Raw genomic sequence first — 16,789 nt, forward strand, 5'->3', positions numbered from 1 at the left:
ATCAGGCGAGCGGCCCGATCGTCGATGCGAGGAACGTGAACGCGGCCGCTTCCGCCTGCGCGATCGCTTCGGGCTCGACGCCCGCGCCGTGTCCGCCGTCGCCGGTTTCCTGATACCAGACGTTCGCGTGACCCTGCGCCTGCATCTTCGCGGCCATCTTGCGCGCGTGGCCGGGATGCACGCGATCGTCGCTCGTCGATGACGTGAAAAGCACCGGCGGATACGCAACATCCGCCTTCACGTTCTGATACGGCGAGTACGCCATCAGATGATGCAGATCGGCGGCGTCGTCGGGGTCGCCGTATTCGTCGATCCACGATGCCCCTTGCAGCAGCAAGTGAAAGCGCGCCATGTCGAGCAGCGGCACTTCCGACAGCACCGCGCCGAAAAGCTCGGGCCGCTGGACCATGCACACGCCCGTGAGCAGGCCGCCGTTGCTGCCGCCGCGGATCGCCAGTTGCTTGGCCGTGGTGACGCCCGTATCGATGAGCGCCTCGGCTACCGCGCTGAAATCGTCGAAGGAAATCTGGCGATTCTCGCGCAACGCCGCCTGATGCCACGCCGGACCGAATTCGCCGCCGCCGCGAATGTTCGCGACCGCGTAAAGCCCGCCGCGTTCGAGCCACGCGATGCCGGTTGTCGCGTCGTAGCCGGGATCGAGCGCGACTTCGAAGCCGCCGTAACCGTAGAGCAGGCAAGGGCGCGCGTCCGTGCGCGTATCGACGTCACGTCCGATCAGCCAATAAGGAATGCGCTCGCCGTCCGGCGCGACCGCGTGGCGGCGCACGGCCGAGAGGCCCGTCGCATCGAACTGTGCGGGAAGACGCGCGAGCAGTTGCCACGGCGCGTCGTTCGCGAGATCGGCGTGATACAGCGACGGCGGCGTCAGAAAGTGCTCGACGTGGATGAGCACGGTGTCGTCACGCTCGCTGTCGATCGAATCGACCCAGGACTGGCTCGCTTCCGGCAGCGCGAAGCCGCGCGCCTGCCACTCGCCTTCGAGCGTCGCGGGCGGGCGCAGCAGCGTGACGCGCGGCGTGCCGTCGTCCATCTGCGAGACGATCAGCCAGTGTTTCGTGAAGTCGATGCCGGCAAGCACGAGCCGATCGGATGGCGTGAACAATGGCGTGAAGTGACGCGAGCCATCGAGAAACGCGTCGCGCCGGATCACGGTCAGCGTGCCGGGCGCGTAGCGACGGCCGCCCGCGTTCCAGAACTTGCGCGGCGTCACGAACAGCCAGCCGTTCCAGTGCTCGATTTCCGCGTGCGCCGGCAGGTCGTATTGACGCCATTCGTTCGACGTCTCGTCGAGCCAATAATTGAGCGTGTCATAGAACGACACGGCGCGCGACGCGAGATGCAGCTTTTCGATGGGATCGTAGTCCACGCCCGCCGATACATCGCGCCGGTTGCCGTCGAACACGACGGGCGCGTCCGCGAGCGGCGTGCCGCGCTTCCAGCGGCGCGCTTCGCGCGGAAAGCCGGAGGTCGTGAGGGCGGGGCGCGGGTTCGTCTTGCTGTCGTCCCAGCCGACATAGACCGTGTCGCGATCGATCCACGAGATATCGTGCTTGCCGACATCGGGCAGCACGAAGCCATCGGCGACGAAGCTTTTCGACGCGATATCGAACTCGCGCACCATGCACGCGTCCGAGCCGCCCGGCGACAGGCTCACGAGCGCGCGATCGTAGTCGGGGTAGCGCATGTCGAAGTCGGCTAGCGCCCAGCGGGTGTCGGCGTTGTCGTGCGTGTTGAGGTCGAGGGCGTCGACGTCGAGGATCGTTTCCCACACGGGTTTGCCTTCCAGCCACGAAGACCACGGCGTGCGGCGCACGATGCCGAGCGGATGCGCGTCGTCCTGCCAGGTGTTGTAGGCCCAGTCGCCATAGCGCGAGCACGACACGATGCGGTCTTGCGATGTGTAGGCTTTTTCGAGCCTTGCGGCGAGTGTGCGCGCTTCTGGCGTGTTGCCGAACGCGGTTTCGGTGCGGTGGTTCTGGCTATCGACCCAGGCTTGCACGCGGGCATCGTCGAGCGCTTCGAGGCCGATGTAGGGGTCGGGGGCGTTCGACGGAGTCCAGGTCGGTTCGGGATGCGTGGTAGGGAGAGTCATGCGATGCGGGCACTTTGAAATGCAAAACGACGATTGTGCCTGCAATGGGGCGAAGGGGGTATCGCGGTCGGTTCGGGACGCGTCGGGCTTCTGTGGATGGCCTGTGTTCGTGTCGGTTTATTAGCACTGCCCCTCCCCGGGGCGGGGGTCACTTTCTTTGCTGCTGCAAAGAAAGTAACCAAAGAAAGCAGCTTCTCACCGCCCGCGGTCACACGCACGTTGGCCATGCTTGCCAGCCCGCGGTGGCACTCGCCTAAGTGTCGCCCTCGAAGGAACAATCGGGCTTGGCTCGCGCACGGTCTGACAAGCTAGTTGTTTTAGGGCGCTGGTTCAGCACCAAACAGCTTCGGCACAGCGCTACGCGCTGCCGTTGGGTATGCGAGGGAAACCGTCGAGGAAGAAGCGCACGCGCACCCGATTGACCCATCGGCCGCGTAGCGGGCTGGAGCTATTTGGTGCTGAACCAGTTTGTTCTGTGGTGCGATGAGTCGGACCGTGCGCGGTCCAAGTCTTTGTCTGCTTGTGAGGGCACTCTCTACTGCCGGGCCATTAGGCCAATCGTCTGTGCCGCGGCCGGTGTGAAGTGCTTAGGCTGGGGATAGCTGTTTCTTTGGTTACTTTCTTTGCAGCAGCAAAGAAAGTGACTGCCGCCCCGCATAGGGGCAACGCCAATAGACCGACACGAAACCGGGATCCGGCGAAAGCCCAGCCGATCCAAATCACTCCAACTCCCCAAAAAAAACGCCACGGCTAACCGTGGCGTCTCATCAATCGAACAACAACCTCAAGCCAGCCGCTCTTCCGTCTGCGGATCGAACAACACGGCCTTCGACACATCGAACAGCAGCGTCATGTTCGACGTCGGCTGCGGATTTGACGCCGGATGCACACGCGAAACGATGCGCTTCCCATTCACCTGCGCGAACACGAGCGTGTCCGGCCCGGTCGGCTCGATCACATCGACGCGCACATCGACCGGTTGCAGGCTCGCATCTGACACATCGTGCGCGCTGCGCGAATCGGTGATGCGCTCGGGGCGCAGACCGAGGATCACGTCCTGACCGACCTTGCCACGCAGGCGGCCCGCGTCGAACGGCAGATTCAACACCTTCTGCGCGACGCCCGTATCGAGCTGCAAGCCGACGCCCGATCCCGATTCGACGAGCTTGCCGGCGATGAAATTCATCGGCGGCGCGCCGATGAAGCCCGCGACGAACAGGTTGGATGGCGAGTCGTAGATTTCCTGCGGCGCGCCGAACTGCTGCACGATGCCGTCCTTCATCACCGCGATGCGGTCGCCGAGCGTCATCGCTTCGATCTGATCGTGCGTCACGTAGACGATCGTCGTGCCGAGGCGCTGATGCAGCAGCTTGATCTCCGAGCGCATCTCGATACGCAGCTTCGCGTCGAGGTTCGAAAGCGGCTCGTCGAACAGGAACATCACGGGGTCGCGCGCGAGCGCTCGGCCCATCGCGACGCGCTGGCGCTGACCGCCCGACAACTGCCCCGGCTTGCGATCGAGCAGATGACCGATCTGCAGCGTCTCCGAGACGCGATCGACGATCTTCTTCTGCTCGTCCTTCGGCACCTTGCGGATGTTCAGGCCGAACGAGATGTTGTCGCGCACGCTCATCGAAGGGTAGAGCGCGTAGGACTGGAACACCATCGCGATGTCGCGATCCTTCGGCGAGAGATTGTTGACCGTCTTGCCGTCGATCATGATGTCGCCGCGCGTCACGGTCTCGAGACCCGCGATCATGTTGAGCAAGGTCGATTTGCCGCAGCCCGAGCCGCCGACGAGGATCAGGAACTGACCGTCCTCGATGTCGATGTTGACGCCCTTGAGAACCGGCACCCCGTTCGGGTAGGTCTTGTACACGTCACGGATGGAAAGGCTTGCCATGTGAATCCTCTATATCTCTATCGAACGAAGTCGATTAACCCTTCACCGCGCCGGCCGTCAGCCCGCGCACGAAATAACGTCCCGCGATCATGTAGACGAGAATCGTCGGCAATGCGGCGATGATCGCGCCCGCCATGTCGACGTTGTATTCCTTCACGCCCGTCGACGTGTTCACGAGGTTGTTCAGCGCGACCGTGATCGGCATGGAATCCACGCCCGAAAACACGATACCGAACAGGAAGTCGTTCCAGATCTGCGTGAATTGCCAGATCAGGCAGACCATGAAAATCGGCAGCGACACCGGCAGCAGGATCTTCGTGAAGATCGTGAAGAAGCCCGCGCCGTCGATGCGCGCCGCCTTCACGAGCTCGGCCGGAATGCTCACGTAGAAGTTGCGGAAGAACATCGTCGTGAACGCGATGCCGTAGATCACGTGAACCAGCACGAGGCCGGTCGTCGTGTTCGACAGGCCGAGAAAACCCTGCAGGCGCGCCATCGGAAGAAGGATCGCCTGGAAGGGGATGAAGCAGCCGACGAGCAGCATCGTGAACAGGCCGTCCGCGCCGCGAAAGCGCCAGTGCGTGAGCACATAGCCATTGAATGCGCCGATGAACGACGAGATCAGCACGGCCGGAATCACCATGCGCACGGAGTTCATGAAGAACGGCTCCATGCCGTCGCAACGCACGCCGGTACACGCGCCCGACCACGCCTTGATCCACGGATCGAAGGTGAAGTGCGTGGGCGGCGTGAGCAGGTTGCCCGTGCGAAGCTGGTCGAGATCCTTGAAGGACGTCGACAGCATCACGTAGATCGGGAACAGGAAGTAGAGCGCGAAAAGTATGAGCACCGCGTAGATGACGGCGCGGCTCAGGGTCATCTTAGGCTGCATTGCGAGTGCTCCTCGATTCGAGATACATGAGCGGCACGAGCACCGCGACGACCGTGGCGAGCATCATCATCGACGACGCGGCGCCCACGCCGAGCTGACCACGGTTGAACGAGAACGTGTACATGAAGATCGCCGGCAGCGACGACGACGTGCCCGGCCCGCCCGCAGTCAATGCGACGACGAGGTCGAAGGTCTTGATCGTGATGTGGCAGAGAATCAGCAGCACGGAGAAGAACACCGGCCGCATGCTCGGAATCACGATCTTGCGGTAGATGGTCGGCAATCCCGCGCCGTCCATCTGCGCCGCCTTGAAGATTTCACTGTCGACGCCGCGCAGGCCGGCGAGGAAGAGCGCCATCACGAAGCCTGTCGATTGCCACACGGCCGCGATCACGACGCAGAAAATCGCCTTGTCCGGGTCGCCCAGCCAGTTGAACGAGAAGCTCGTCCAGCCCCAGTCATGGAACACTTTCTCCAGACCGAGGCCGGGATTCAGAATCCACTGCCAGGCGGTGCCCGTCACGATGAACGAGAGCGCCATCGGGTAGAGGAAGATCGCGCGCAATGCGCCTTCGTTGCGGATCTTCTGGTCGAGAAGGATCGCAAGGAACAGGCCGAGGAACACGCAAATCGCAATGAAAGGAATGCCGAACCAGCCGAGATTGGCGGCGGAAGTCCACCAGACGTCGTTGGCGAAGAGCTGTCGATAGCGGTCCAAGCCCGCGAAATCGTAGCGCGGCATGAGCCGCGATTCGGAGAGTGACAGATACCCGGTGATGGCGATGAAGCCGTAGACGAAAACGAGCGCGATCACGACGCTGGGAGCGAGCACCAGCTTCGGAATCAGGCGATCGGCGAGCGCCGCCGTCGGTGAGACGCGACGGGGCGGATTTTGCGGCTTCTTGTCCGCGGTGATGGAGGCAGTCACGACTCGACTCCTGGAAGATGCGCCGGCGCTTGGGTGCGTTGAGGTGCGTTTAGGTGCACTGAAAGGCGCTTCTGTGGCGAATGCCTGCTGGCGCTGAAAGATGCGACGTTACAGATGCAGTCCTGCTGCGTCTTGCGCCGCCCGGCGCATGCATGGGCACACGCGCCGGGCGGAAACTGCCTTACTTCGTCTTGGCGGCGTTCGCGAGCGCGGCGACCGCGCTCTTCGAATCCTGCGACGAATTCATGAACTTCGTCACGACGTCGGTCATGGCGCCGGCGACTGCATCGCCCTGAGCCATGCCGTGCGCGAGCGACGGAACATAGCCGCCCGATTTGATCGCCGTCTGTTCATCAGAGTAGGACTTCTTCGCGCAGTCGTCGAACTTGTCCATCGGCACGCCGAGACGAACCGGGATCGATCCCTTGTTCAGGCTGAACTGCTCCTGGAACTCCGGCGTCATGATGGTCTTCGCGAGCGCGAGCTGGCCCGGCGTCGCGGCCTTCTGGCCCTTCTGCTGGAAGAACACGAACGAGTCGACGTTGAACGTGTAGGCCTTGTCCGTGCCCGGCACCGGCGCGCAGATGTAGTCCGTGCCCGCCTTCTTGTTCGCGCCGGCGAATTCGCCCTTCGCCCAGTCGCCCATGAACTGCATGCCGGCCTTGCCGTTGATGACCATGGCCGTTGCGAGGTTCCAGTCACGGCCCGTGCGGCCGCTGTCGAAATAGCCCTGGATCTTGCGGACCGTGTCGAACACCTGAACCATCTTGTCCGAGGTCAGCGTCTTCTGGTCGAGATCGACGATCGCCTTCTTGTAGAAGTCAGCGCCCTGCGACAGCACGACGTCTTCCCACAGCGTCAGATCCTGCCACGGCTGGCCGCCCATCGCGATCGGCATGATGCCCGCGGCCTTCATCTTGTCCGCGACCTGGAAGAACTCGTTCCAGTTGGTCGGCACCTTGCCGCCGGCCTTGTCCAGCGCGGCCTTGTTGATGTACAGCCAGTTCACGCGGTGCACGGAGAAGGGCGCCGCGACGTAGTGGCCGTCCGCGTGGATGATCTTGTCGATCTCAGGCGGCAGGTTCTTCTTCCAGTCGCCCGCGACGGAATCGATCGGCACGAGCACGCCCTGCTCGGCCCATTCCTGGATCAGCGGACCCTTGATCTGCGCCGCCGACGGCGCGTTGCCCGAGATCACCTGCGTCTTCAGTGCGGTCATCGCGGCCGCGCCCGCGCCGCCCGCGACAGCGAAGTCCTTCCAGGTGTAACCCTGCTTCGTCATGTCGTCCTTCAGCACGCCGACAGCCTTGGATTCGCCGCCGGACGTCCACCAGTGCAGCACGGAAACAGCCTCGGCAGCCTGCACCGCCGACGCCGTCGCGCCGCACAGAAGACCTGCGGCGCACAGCGCGCCCATGAGCTTACGGACTTTCATTGTTTATCTCCTCCAGACACCAGAACAAGAAACGATTGGCTCCCGATGCCGCCAGAAGCATGGGTAAGAAGCGTTGTCAAAAAAACGGCAAAACTGGATGGCCGGAAATCGGCGATGTCGGCGGGGAAGCGGCAGCGCGGGTCACCACGAACGCAGCGTGCCGGGCCGGCAGACCGATTTACGGCCGCACGGCTCTCAAGAGATGAGTGGGTTCAATCGCAACGGCTGTCTCCTCTTTTGATTTTTGCCGGGCCGTTCAAACTTGCCCCGAAGGACCCGCTCGACGGCGAGGCGCGAGGCCGGGCGCACAAGAGCCGCAAGGGACGCTTTTCTGCGAAAAGCGGCGATCCGCAGGCTCCGTTAACATGCGCACAGAACGTCTGGCCGGAAAAAGCTGTCACCAGATTTGACTGATTGACATGTCTTATTTTCCGTCGATGACATTTCCTCTTGATTTGGATTGTAGTTAAACTACAATTCAGTGTCAAAAAAAATTTTATCGGACTACGGCGACATTCGTGGTCTCATTGGGCGGCACGCCCCGATTCGACTCACATCCAGTTCTGGAACCCTCGTTCAGACTCATGCAAAGCGACTCGAACTTCATCTTCGTACTCTTCGGCGGCACCGGCGACCTCTCCATGCGCAAGATTCTTCCCGCGCTCTTCGAGGCGCATCGCGCGGGCATGCTCAATCCGGCGGGCAGGATCGTTTCGGTCGCGCGCGAAGCCATGGAGCAAGCCGAATATCGCGCGTGGGTCGAGAGTCACGTGAAGCCGCACGTATCGAAGGACGGTCTCGACGACGCCGTATGGCGCAGCTTCGTCGATCGCTTCGAGTACGTCGGGCTCGACCTCGGGCGCGCGGAAGATTTCGTCCTGCTGCGCGACGTGCTCGCAAAGTTCGATGGCACGCGCGTCTTCTATCTCGCGACCGGCCCGAAGCTTTTCGTGCCGATCTGCCGCGCGCTCGCCGCTGTCGGCTTGAACCAGAACTCGCGCATCGTGCTCGAAAAGCCGCTCGGCTACGATCTGAAATCGTCGAACGCGATCAACGACGCCGTCGGCGAGATCTTTCAGGAAGAGCAGATCTACCGGATCGATCACTATCTCGGCAAGGAGCCGGTGCAGAACCTGCTCGCGCTGCGCTTCGGCAACGCGCTGTTCGAGCCGCTGTGGCGCCGCGAATGGGTCGAGAGCATCCAGATCACGATTGCGGAAGAACTGGGCGTGGAAGCGCGCGGCGACTTCTACGACAATACGGGCGCGCTGCGCGACATGGTGCAGAACCATTTGCTGCAACTGCTCTCCATCGTGACGATGGAGCCGCCGCACTCGATGGATTCCGACTCCGTGCGCGACGAGAAATTGCGCGTGCTGCGGGCGCTCAAGCCCATCGACGAGCGCGACATCAGCCGCGTCGCGGTGCGCGGGCAATATCATGCGGGTGTCGTCCGGGGCACGGCGGTGCCGGCGTACGCAACGGAACCGGGCGTGCGTCCCGACAGCACGACGGAAACCTTCGTCGCGCTGAAGGTGGAGATCGAGAACTGGCGCTGGGCGGGCGTGCCGTTCTTCCTGCGCACCGGCAAGCGGCTTGCGGACCGTGTCGCGGAGATCGTCGTGAACTTCCGCGCGGTGCCGCATTCGGCGCTCGGCGCGAACGCATTGCGCGCGGGCTCGAACCGTCTCGTGATCCGGTTGCAGCCCAATGAGTCCATCCGTCTGTATTGCCTCGCGAAGCAGCCCGGCGAAGGCATGAATCTCGCGAGCGTGCATCTGGATCTCGCGTTCGATCAGTTCTTCAAGGAAGGACAGATGGAGGCGTATCAGCGCCTGCTGCTCGACGTGATTCACGGCCGCCTCGCGCTTTTCGTGCGGCGCGACGAGCAGGAAGCGGCGTGGCGCTGGGTCGAGCCGATCCTGAACGCGTGGGCATCGGGCACCAACAAGCCGAAGCCTTACGCGGCGGGCACGTGGGGGCCGGCGGCGTCGAGCGCGATGCTCGCTCAGGCGGGCACATGCTGGCTCGAAGAAGAAAACTGATGGCGTGACGCCGACGCGGCCCCGAAGAGGTGCGCGGCGAACATGGGGAATACAAGAGACCGCTTCGCCCGTCGTTGCGACGGCGCGGGCAGCAAAGCGGATCGATAAACCAGAACAAGCAGGAGGAGCAATGATCGAGCTTCGCACTTTCGACGATCCGCGCGCCCACTCGGACGCGCTGGCGAAAGCCGTGAGCGACGCGCTCAAGGCGTCCCTCGCGGCGCGAGGCGCGGCATCGGCCGGCACCACGGGGCAAACCGCTCACGCCACGCTCGCGGTATCGGGCGGCACGAGCCCGAAGCCGTTCTTGCAGACGCTCTCGCGCGAGCCGCTCGACTGGGCGCACATCGACGTGACGCTCGTCGATGACCGCTGGGTGCCCGAGACCGATTCCGCGAGCAACGCACAGCTCGTGCGCGACACGCTCCTGCAGAACGCGGGCGCATCGGCGTATTTCCTGCCGCTCGTCGATACCGGCAAGCCGCTGGAAACGCATATCGCCGAACTGAACGCCGATCCGCGCCGCCGTCTGCCGGATGTCGCCGTGCTCGGCATGGGCGAGGACGGCCATACCGCCTCGATTTTCGCCGACGCGCCCGAATGGGATGTCGCGATCTCGACGCCCGAGCGCTTCATCGCCGTGCATCCGGGCGCGGCGCCGCACGCGCGCGTGAGCCTGTCGATGTCGGCGCTGAAGCAGATCGGACAGGTGTATCTCTTCATCGCCGGCCAGAAGAAACTCGACGTACTGAACGCGGCGCTCGCCGCCCCGCAAAAGAACGCCATCTCGACGCTGGCCCACGCTGAAGGAGTGAAGCTCGATGTCTACTGGTGTGCATAAGGCAGCGGCTCAGCACGCCGACGGACCGCGGCTTCTCGCCGACATCGGCGGCACGAACGCGCGCTTCGCGCTGGAGACCGCGCCTGGCGAAATCGGGCAGATCCGCGTGTATCCGGGGGCCGATTACCCCGGCATCGCGGAGGTGATGCAGCAGTATCTGAAGGACACGAAGGTCGGACGCGTCAATCATGCGGCGATCGCGATCGCCAATCCGGTCGACGGCGATCACGTGAAGATGACCAATCACGACTGGAGCTTCTCGATCGAGGCGACGCGCCGCGCGCTCGGCTTCGACACCTTGCTCGTCGTGAACGACTTCACCGCGCTCGCGATGGCGCTGCCCGGCCTGACCGACACGCAGCGCGAGCAGGTGGGCGGCGGCTCGCGCCGGCAGAACAGCGTGATCGGCCTGCTCGGACCGGGCACGGGACTGGGCGTGTCGGGTCTGATTCCGGCGGATGACCGCTGGATCGCGCTCGGCAGCGAAGGCGGCCACGCCACGTTCTCGCCCTTCGACGAGCGCGAAGACCTCGTGACCCGTTATGCGCGCCGCAAGTTTCCGCACGTGTCGTTCGAGCGCGTGTGCGCGGGGCAGGGGCTGGAGCTGATCTATCGGGCGCTCGCGGAGCGCGACAACGTGACGGTCGCCGACGACTTCAACGCCGCCGACGTCACGAATCGCGCGCTGCAAGGCGAAGCGCTCGCGCTCGAAGTCGTGAATTGCTTCTGCGCGATCCTTGGCACGTTCGCGGGCAACATCGCGGTGACGCTGGGCGCGCTGGGCGGCATCTATATCGGCGGCGGCATCGTGCTCAAGCTGGGCGAGCTGTTCCACAAGTCGCCGTTTCGCGAGCGTTTCGAGGCGAAAGGGCGCTTTCAGCAGTATCTGTCGGGCATTCCCACGTACATCATCACGGCGGAATATCCGGCCTTTCTCGGCGTGTCCGCGATTCTCTCCGAGCAGTTGTCGAATCGCGCGAACAGCGGTTCGTCGGCGGTGTTCGAGCGCATTCGCCAGATGCGCGATGCGCTGACGCCCGCCGAGCGGCGCGTCGCCGATCTCGCGCTCAATCATCCGCGCTCGATCATCAACGATCCGATCATCGACATCGCGCGCAAGGCCGACGTGAGCCAGCCGACCGTGATCCGCTTTTGCCGCTCGCTCGGCTGCCAGGGTCTGTCCGACTTCAAGCTGAAGCTCGCGACCGGCCTGACCGGCACGATTCCGGTGAGCCACAGCCAGGTGCATCTCGGCGACACGGCCACCGATTTCGGCGCGAAGGTGCTGGACAACACGGTCTCCGCGATCCTTCAGTTGCGCGAGCATCTGAACTTCGAGAACGTCGAGCGGGCGATCGATATCCTGAACGGCGCGCGGCGCATCGAGTTCTACGGGCTCGGGAATTCGAACATCGTCGCGCAGGACGCGCACTACAAGTTCTTCCGCTTCGGCATTCCGACCATTGCTTACGGCGATCTGTATATGCAGGCTGCGTCGGCGGCGCTGCTCGGCAAGGGCGACGTGATCGTGGCCGTGTCGAAGTCGGGCAGGGCGCCGGAGCTTTTGCGCGTGCTCGAAGTGGCGATGCAGCAGGGCGCGACGGTCATCGCGATCACGTCGAGCAACACGCCGCTCGCCAAGCGCGCGACGGTGGCGCTGGAGACGGATCACATCGAAATCCGCGAGTCGCAGCTTTCGATGATCTCGCGCATCCTGCACCTCGTGATCATCGACATTCTCGCGGTCGGCGTGGCGATTCGCCGGGCCGCGCCGAAGCCGGGCGCGAAGATCAGCGAGACGGTCGCGAAGGCGCGTCGGTCAGGCGACGATGATGCCGCCGCCGTGCTCGACTGGCTGAGCCACGGGGCGTCGGGGATGGCGCGGGACTAGCCGTTTTATCGCGTCAATGCAAAAGGCCGCCGATGCAAACATCGGTGGCCTTTTTGTTTGCGGCCCGGCGACGATAGCTCGCTCGGAAAAGTCCCACACGCCGTTCGCGATACCGACCGTCGCCCAGATCCCCGCTTCCCTTTGATGCCCCACACGCAGTGCCGCCGCAGCGAGCAAAACCAACCGATGGCTGCTGTCTGGCCTGATGCCGGCGCATCGGGCCGAACCTGGTTATCGAGGAAAGACACGCGTGAACGTGCGCACGCCGAAGCATCGCGACGACGCGATGATCGGAGGCATTCCTCGTTTTTCGGGGTTTTTGAAGCAGAACTACATGTTATGACGCGCGGTTTTGTCGTTTAGATTGTCGATCTGACAAATGTCGTGCGTGGGCCGAAAAGCGTCCAGATCGATGTTCGTCATGCTAAGCATGGCGTATCCAGCCAAGCGCGCGCCCAAATAAAAAACGGTGCGATACCCTTTCGGGCACCGCACCGATACGCGCCTCTCGCAGCAGCGTGAAAACCTTCTAAAAAAGACTCTTTGGTCAGACTCGCCGATTAGAACGAGTGCTGGATACCTGCGTACACGCCCGTCTGGCTGTGGCCGGGGAACGGGTTGTCCGTCGAAGCAGCCGAACCGTAGTTGTTGGCGTTCAGGCCGTAGTTCGCGGTCTTGCTGTTCTGCACCGTCGCGACCTGCAGATCGAGCAGGGTGCGCTTGGACAGGTTGTACGAGCCGCCGACCGTGTAGATGGTCGCGTTGCCCGCGCCGTTGTTGCCGTTCACGTGGTAGACCGCGGCGATCAGCGCTGCCGCCGGCGTCGCTTGCCACGTCACGCCGCCCCATTCGTGATCGAGCGCGGTCGGCTGGCCGGGCAATTGACCCGTCATGCCCGAGCTGCGGATCGCCTGGTAAGCGCCCTGAACCTTGAACTGGCCGAGGAACACGTTGAACATCGCCGTGTATTCACGCGAATACGCGTACGCGCCGTTGCCGCCCGAACCGCCGTCGATCGGGTTGTACACGCCGCCCAGCGTACCGTTCGCCGGGTTGCGGATTTCGTCGTACATACCGCGGATCTGGAAGAGCGGCGTCGTGTAGGTGATATACGCGCCCGCTTCACGGCCTTGCGGCGTCGTGCCGTTACCGTTCCAGTTCGTCGCGTTGGAGAGCGAGTACTGACCGTAGAAGTCGAGGCCCGCGAACTTCGGCGACTGGTACGAAATGTTGTTGCTCGATTGCGGCCAGTTGCGGCCACGCACCAGCGATGCCGACGACCAGTTCGACTGGCCGAACGGATCGAAGTCCCACACGCCGTTGGAGATGAAGAGCTCACGACCCAGCAACAGGGTACCGAACTGATTGTTCGCGATACCGACCGTCGCCCAGCGATTAAAGAGACCGCCGCCGCCCGGGCCTTGACCCGTCATGGTGTTGAAGCTGCCTTCCAACTGGAACACGGCGCGGTAGCCGCCGCCCAGATCTTCGACGCCCTTCAAACCCCACAAGCTCGTGCCCCAGTCACCGCTTTCCGCCTTGAAGCGGTGCGACGAGCCGGTGGCAGGCGCGCCGGCCGGACCGGTCGGCACACCGTTCATATATTCGAGCCCCGCGTCCAGGCGGCCATACAGCGTCACGCTGCTCTGAGCGTGCGCGACCGCGCTGAACGTCAGCAGTGCTGCCGACGCGAGCAAAGCTTTCTTCATCATCTCCTCCAACCCTGTCAAGAAATAGAACCCAAGTGCTGCTGTGTGGTTCGATGCGAGCGCACCCAACCGAAAATTGTTTTCAGAGGAAGGACACGCGGGCTGTGGTGCTAGGCGATTCGTGCGTCGTGGGCGCGAACCTGACGCCGACCCGTCGATCGGTGTCGTTCCTCAGTTTCTTTTGGACTTTTGAAGTAAAACTACTTTTTGGGTACTTCGTTTTGGTACTTTGGTTACCAATTTAACAAAATACGGTATAAGCGCCAAAGAAATTTGACGTTAGGCGACTGTGTGTGTCAAAAATGCAATGCCCTTGTGATAGACCCACTACCCACACCATGGGAAACACCCCGCAAAGCCTTATGCCATCAGGGCTTTAGGGTGATGTAAGTTTCAGAGTCAGGTTTGTCGCCTATTGACGCGAGCGCGTCGTGGCGCTAGGTCGGAGCAGGGCGCGAAAGAGGTCGATACAACTGCGCCCGGACGCAAAAAAAGCGCCTCTTGGGCGCCTTTTCTGGAGTGGAAGGTTATCGAAGCCGGCCTTCGCCGGGTGCTACTTGAGGCTGCCCGACAGGAACTGTTTCAGGCGCTCGCTCCTCGTATTGCCGAACACCGCATCGGGATGGCCTTCCTCCTCGATGCGCCCCTGATGCAGAAACACGACATGATTCGACACGTTGCGCGCGAACGCCATCTCGTGCGTCACGACGATCATCGTGCGGCCTTCCTCGGCGAGTGTCTGCATGACCTTGAGCACTTCGCCCACGAGTTCGGGGTCGAGCGCGGAAGTCGGTTCGTCGAAGAGCATGACATCGGGATGCATCGCGAGCGCGCGCGCAATCGCAACGCGCTGCTGCTGGCCGCCCGACAGATGCGACGGATACTGCTTCTCCACGCGCGGCGCGAGCCCGACCTTCTCCAGATACGTGCGCGCGCGATCCTCGGCTTCCTTCTTCGAGAGCCCGAGCACGTTGACGGGCGCTTCGGTCACGTTCTCCAGCACGTTCATGTGCGACCAGAGGTTGAAGTGCTGGAAGACCATCGACAACTTCGAGCGCACTTGCCTCAGTTGTTTCTGGTCCGCCGCCTTCAGCGCGCCGGTCTTGTCCTTCATCGTGCGGACTTCGGTGCCGTCGACGAAGATGCGCCCCTGGTTCGGCTGTTCCAGAAAGTTGATACAGCGCAGCATCGTGCTCTTGCCCGAGCCCGACGAGCCGATGATGCTGATCACGTCGCCGGCCTTCGCCTTGAGCGAAACGCCCTTCAGGACTTCGTTGCTGCCGTACTGCTTGTGAATATCGTCGACGAAAAGCTTGTGCATCTGGGAATTCATGAAGTGTCCTTGGCTGACTCGATGGTCTTATTTGCCTTGCGGCCGCAAATAAGCGAGCCAGCGATACTCGGCGCGGCGGAACAGCCACACGAGCGCGAACGAAATGCAGAGATAGAGCAGGGCGGCGATGCCGAACGCCTCGAACGACTGATACGTCGCCGAATTGACGTCGCGCGCGATCTTGAGAATGTCCGGCACGGTCGCGGTGAATGCGACGGTGGTCGCGTGCAGCATCAGAATGACTTCGTTGCTGTAATACGGCAGCGCGCGTCGCAACGCGGACGGCAGAATCACCCGTCGATACAGCGTGAAGCCCGACATGCCGTATGCGCGCGCGGCTTCGATCTCGCCGTAGGGCGTCGCCTTGATCGCGCCCGCGAAAATCTCCGTCGTGTACGCGCAGGTGTTGAGCGTGAACGCGAGCAGCGTGCAGTTCATGCCGCTGCGGAAGAACTCGGCGAGCAGCATGTGGTCGCGCACGACCTGCAGGCTGTAGAGGCCCGTGTAGCAGAGCAGCAACTGAACGTAGAGCGGCGTGCCGCGAAACACGTAGGTATAGAGCCACACCGAGCGCGACAGCAGTTTGTTTTTCGACACCCGCGCGACCGCGAGCGGCACCGAAAGACAAAAGCCCAAGCCGATGGAGATGACGAGCAGCCACATCGTGATCGCGAGACCGGTGATGCGGTAGCCGTCGGTGAAGAGGTAGTTCTTCCAGTATTCCTGGATGATTTCGATCATGATCCCTGCCGCTCTTGAATGGACCGATTAGAGGTCGGCCTTGCGCACGCCGATGGAATAGCGCCGCTCCAGCCAGATCAGCACGAGATTCGAGATCGTGGTGATCGCGAGATACACCGCGCCCGCGAGTAGCGTGAAGAAGAAGAAGCGCAGCGTGCCCTTGCCGGCATCCTGCGAAGCCTTGACGACATCCGCGAGACCGATGATCGACACGAGCGCCGTCGCCTTGACCATGACCTGCCAGTTATTGCCGATGCCCGGCAGCGCGAAACGCATCATCTGCGGAAACATGATGCGCGAGAAGGTCTGCCACGGCGTCATGCCGTAAGCCGCGCCCGCTTCGAGCTGGCCGCGCGGCACCGAGAGAAACGCGCCGCGGAAGGTTTCGGTGAAGTACGCGCCGTAGATGAAGCCGAGCACCAGGATGCCTGCGAGGAACGGATCGATGTCGATCTGATCCCAGCCCATCGCGTCCGTGAACAGGTTCAGCCAGATCTGGATGCTGTAGAACAGCAGCAGCATCAGCACGAGATCGGGCACGCCGCGGATGAGCGTCGTGTCGACGGTGCCGAATCCCGACGCCACGCGGTTTTTCGACAGCTTCGCCGCCGCGCCGATCAGGCCGATCACAAAGGCGAACACGAGCGACAGCACCGCCAGCTTGACGGTCTGCCAGGTGCCCGCGAGGATCAGCGGACCGTAGCCTTGCAACATGGTGATTCCTTAGTGAGGTGCCTAACGTGCATGGAGTGCGACGGGCGCGGCGCGCGATACGAATGTCATCATCTCTTTTCCCGGCCGGCGGCGCGCTTCCCGCGCGTTTCGGCTGTCCTTCTCCGGCACGCTCCTGCTTTGCGTCCAGCGGACGGTATTCTATGTGGTCAAAATTGCGGGCTGCCGTTGCTGCTAACCCTGCCAACGCGCAATTGCTGCGCGGCGGCGGGCTCGCGACTGCCGG

Annotated in this window: 13 protein-coding genes; 4 read left to right on the forward strand and 9 right to left on the reverse strand. The window is 62.9% G+C overall.

Annotated elements, in window-relative coordinates; translation table 11 throughout:
* Window position 1: 1 nt before the first annotated feature.
* From QCE73_RS03945 to QCE73_RS03965, 5 genes are all read right to left on the reverse strand, one after another.
* A complete protein-coding gene (locus QCE73_RS03945; protein ID WP_309879879.1) occupies window positions 2–2,113 on the reverse strand; it encodes a prolyl oligopeptidase family serine peptidase in 2,112 nt (703 codons plus the stop codon).
* Window positions 2,114–2,897: 784 nt separating this feature from the next.
* A complete protein-coding gene (locus QCE73_RS03950; protein ID WP_035506187.1) occupies window positions 2,898–4,016 on the reverse strand; it encodes an ABC transporter ATP-binding protein in 1,119 nt (372 codons plus the stop codon).
* A 34-nt stretch (window positions 4,017–4,050) separates the two neighbouring features.
* Complete coding sequence (locus QCE73_RS03955; protein WP_035506188.1) at window positions 4,051–4,908, reverse strand: carbohydrate ABC transporter permease; 858 nt, start codon at window positions 4,906–4,908, stop codon at window positions 4,051–4,053.
* Window positions 4,898–5,836, reverse strand: a complete 939-nt coding sequence (locus QCE73_RS03960) for a carbohydrate ABC transporter permease (RefSeq protein WP_035506189.1) — start codon at window positions 5,834–5,836, stop codon at window positions 4,898–4,900. Before QCE73_RS03960 ends, QCE73_RS03955 begins: the two co-directional genes overlap by 11 nt.
* 181 nt (window positions 5,837–6,017) lie before the next feature.
* Window positions 6,018–7,271 carry an ABC transporter substrate-binding protein gene (locus QCE73_RS03965; RefSeq protein WP_035506190.1) on the reverse strand — a complete coding sequence of 418 codons (1,254 nt, stop codon included), beginning with the start codon at window positions 7,269–7,271 and terminating at the stop codon, window positions 6,018–6,020.
* Window positions 7,272–7,316: 45 nt separating this feature from the next.
* Between QCE73_RS03965 and QCE73_RS03970 the strand changes: the two genes are divergently transcribed.
* From QCE73_RS03970 to QCE73_RS03985, 4 genes are all read left to right on the forward strand, one after another.
* Complete coding sequence (locus tag QCE73_RS03970; RefSeq protein WP_309879881.1) at window positions 7,317–7,685, forward strand: hypothetical protein; 369 nt, start codon at window positions 7,317–7,319, stop codon at window positions 7,683–7,685.
* A gap of 170 nt (window positions 7,686–7,855) precedes the next feature.
* Window positions 7,856–9,316, forward strand: a complete 1,461-nt coding sequence (gene zwf, locus QCE73_RS03975; RefSeq protein ID WP_035506191.1) for a glucose-6-phosphate dehydrogenase — start codon at window positions 7,856–7,858, stop codon at window positions 9,314–9,316.
* A gap of 130 nt (window positions 9,317–9,446) precedes the next feature.
* Window positions 9,447–10,157 (forward strand): 6-phosphogluconolactonase, encoded by a 711-nt coding sequence (gene pgl / locus QCE73_RS03980; protein WP_309879882.1) that lies wholly within the window; start codon window positions 9,447–9,449, stop codon window positions 10,155–10,157.
* Complete coding sequence (locus QCE73_RS03985; protein ID WP_309879883.1) at window positions 10,138–12,048, forward strand: bifunctional transcriptional regulator/glucokinase; 1,911 nt, start codon at window positions 10,138–10,140, stop codon at window positions 12,046–12,048. Before pgl ends, QCE73_RS03985 begins: the two co-directional genes overlap by 20 nt.
* Before the next feature lie 560 nt (window positions 12,049–12,608).
* Here QCE73_RS03985 and QCE73_RS03990 read toward each other — a convergent pair.
* The 4 genes from QCE73_RS03990 to QCE73_RS04005 all read right to left on the reverse strand — a co-directional run bounded on the left by QCE73_RS03990 (window position 12,609) and on the right by QCE73_RS04005 (window position 16,545).
* Window positions 12,609–13,757: a porin gene (locus QCE73_RS03990; protein ID WP_035506350.1), complete on the reverse strand. Its 1,149-nt coding sequence runs from the start codon at window positions 13,755–13,757 to the stop codon at window positions 12,609–12,611.
* A 553-nt stretch (window positions 13,758–14,310) separates the two neighbouring features.
* A complete protein-coding gene (locus tag QCE73_RS03995; RefSeq protein WP_309879885.1) occupies window positions 14,311–15,090 on the reverse strand; it encodes an ATP-binding cassette domain-containing protein in 780 nt (259 codons plus the stop codon).
* Between the two features lie 27 nt (window positions 15,091–15,117).
* Complete coding sequence (locus QCE73_RS04000) at window positions 15,118–15,831, reverse strand: ABC transporter permease (protein WP_035506196.1); 714 nt, start codon at window positions 15,829–15,831, stop codon at window positions 15,118–15,120.
* A gap of 27 nt (window positions 15,832–15,858) precedes the next feature.
* Window positions 15,859–16,545, reverse strand: coding sequence for a histidine ABC transporter permease HisQ (locus QCE73_RS04005; protein ID WP_309879886.1), 687 nt, complete (start codon window positions 16,543–16,545; stop codon window positions 15,859–15,861).
* Window positions 16,546–16,789 lie beyond the last annotated feature (244 nt).

The sequence above is a fragment of the Caballeronia sp. LZ029 genome (assembly GCF_031451275.1).
Taxonomy (GTDB): domain Bacteria; phylum Pseudomonadota; class Gammaproteobacteria; order Burkholderiales; family Burkholderiaceae; genus Caballeronia; species Caballeronia jiangsuensis.

Excerpts from the sequence above, each read along its gene's own strand:
- QCE73_RS03945 (WP_309879879.1), bottom strand. The coding sequence starts at position 2,113 with ATGACTCTCCCTACCACGCATCCCGAACCGACCTGGACTCCGTCGAAC.
- QCE73_RS03950 (WP_035506187.1), bottom strand. The coding sequence starts at position 4,016 with ATGGCAAGCCTTTCCATCCGTGACGTGTACAAGACCTACCCGAACGGG.
- QCE73_RS03955 (WP_035506188.1), bottom strand. The coding sequence starts at position 4,908 with ATGCAGCCTAAGATGACCCTGAGCCGCGCCGTCATCTACGCGGTGCTC.
- QCE73_RS03965 (WP_035506190.1), bottom strand. The coding sequence starts at position 7,271 with ATGAAAGTCCGTAAGCTCATGGGCGCGCTGTGCGCCGCAGGTCTTCTG.
- QCE73_RS03970 (WP_309879881.1), top strand. The coding sequence starts at position 7,317 with ATGCCGCCAGAAGCATGGGTAAGAAGCGTTGTCAAAAAAACGGCAAAA.
- zwf (WP_035506191.1), top strand. The coding sequence starts at position 7,856 with ATGCAAAGCGACTCGAACTTCATCTTCGTACTCTTCGGCGGCACCGGC.
- pgl (WP_309879882.1), top strand. The coding sequence starts at position 9,447 with ATGATCGAGCTTCGCACTTTCGACGATCCGCGCGCCCACTCGGACGCG.
- QCE73_RS03985 (WP_309879883.1), top strand. The coding sequence starts at position 10,138 with ATGTCTACTGGTGTGCATAAGGCAGCGGCTCAGCACGCCGACGGACCG.
- QCE73_RS03990 (WP_035506350.1), bottom strand. The coding sequence starts at position 13,757 with ATGAAGAAAGCTTTGCTCGCGTCGGCAGCACTGCTGACGTTCAGCGCG.
- QCE73_RS03995 (WP_309879885.1), bottom strand. The coding sequence starts at position 15,090 with ATGAATTCCCAGATGCACAAGCTTTTCGTCGACGATATTCACAAGCAG.
- QCE73_RS04000 (WP_035506196.1), bottom strand. The coding sequence starts at position 15,831 with ATGATCGAAATCATCCAGGAATACTGGAAGAACTACCTCTTCACCGAC.
- QCE73_RS04005 (WP_309879886.1), bottom strand. The coding sequence starts at position 16,545 with ATGTTGCAAGGCTACGGTCCGCTGATCCTCGCGGGCACCTGGCAGACC.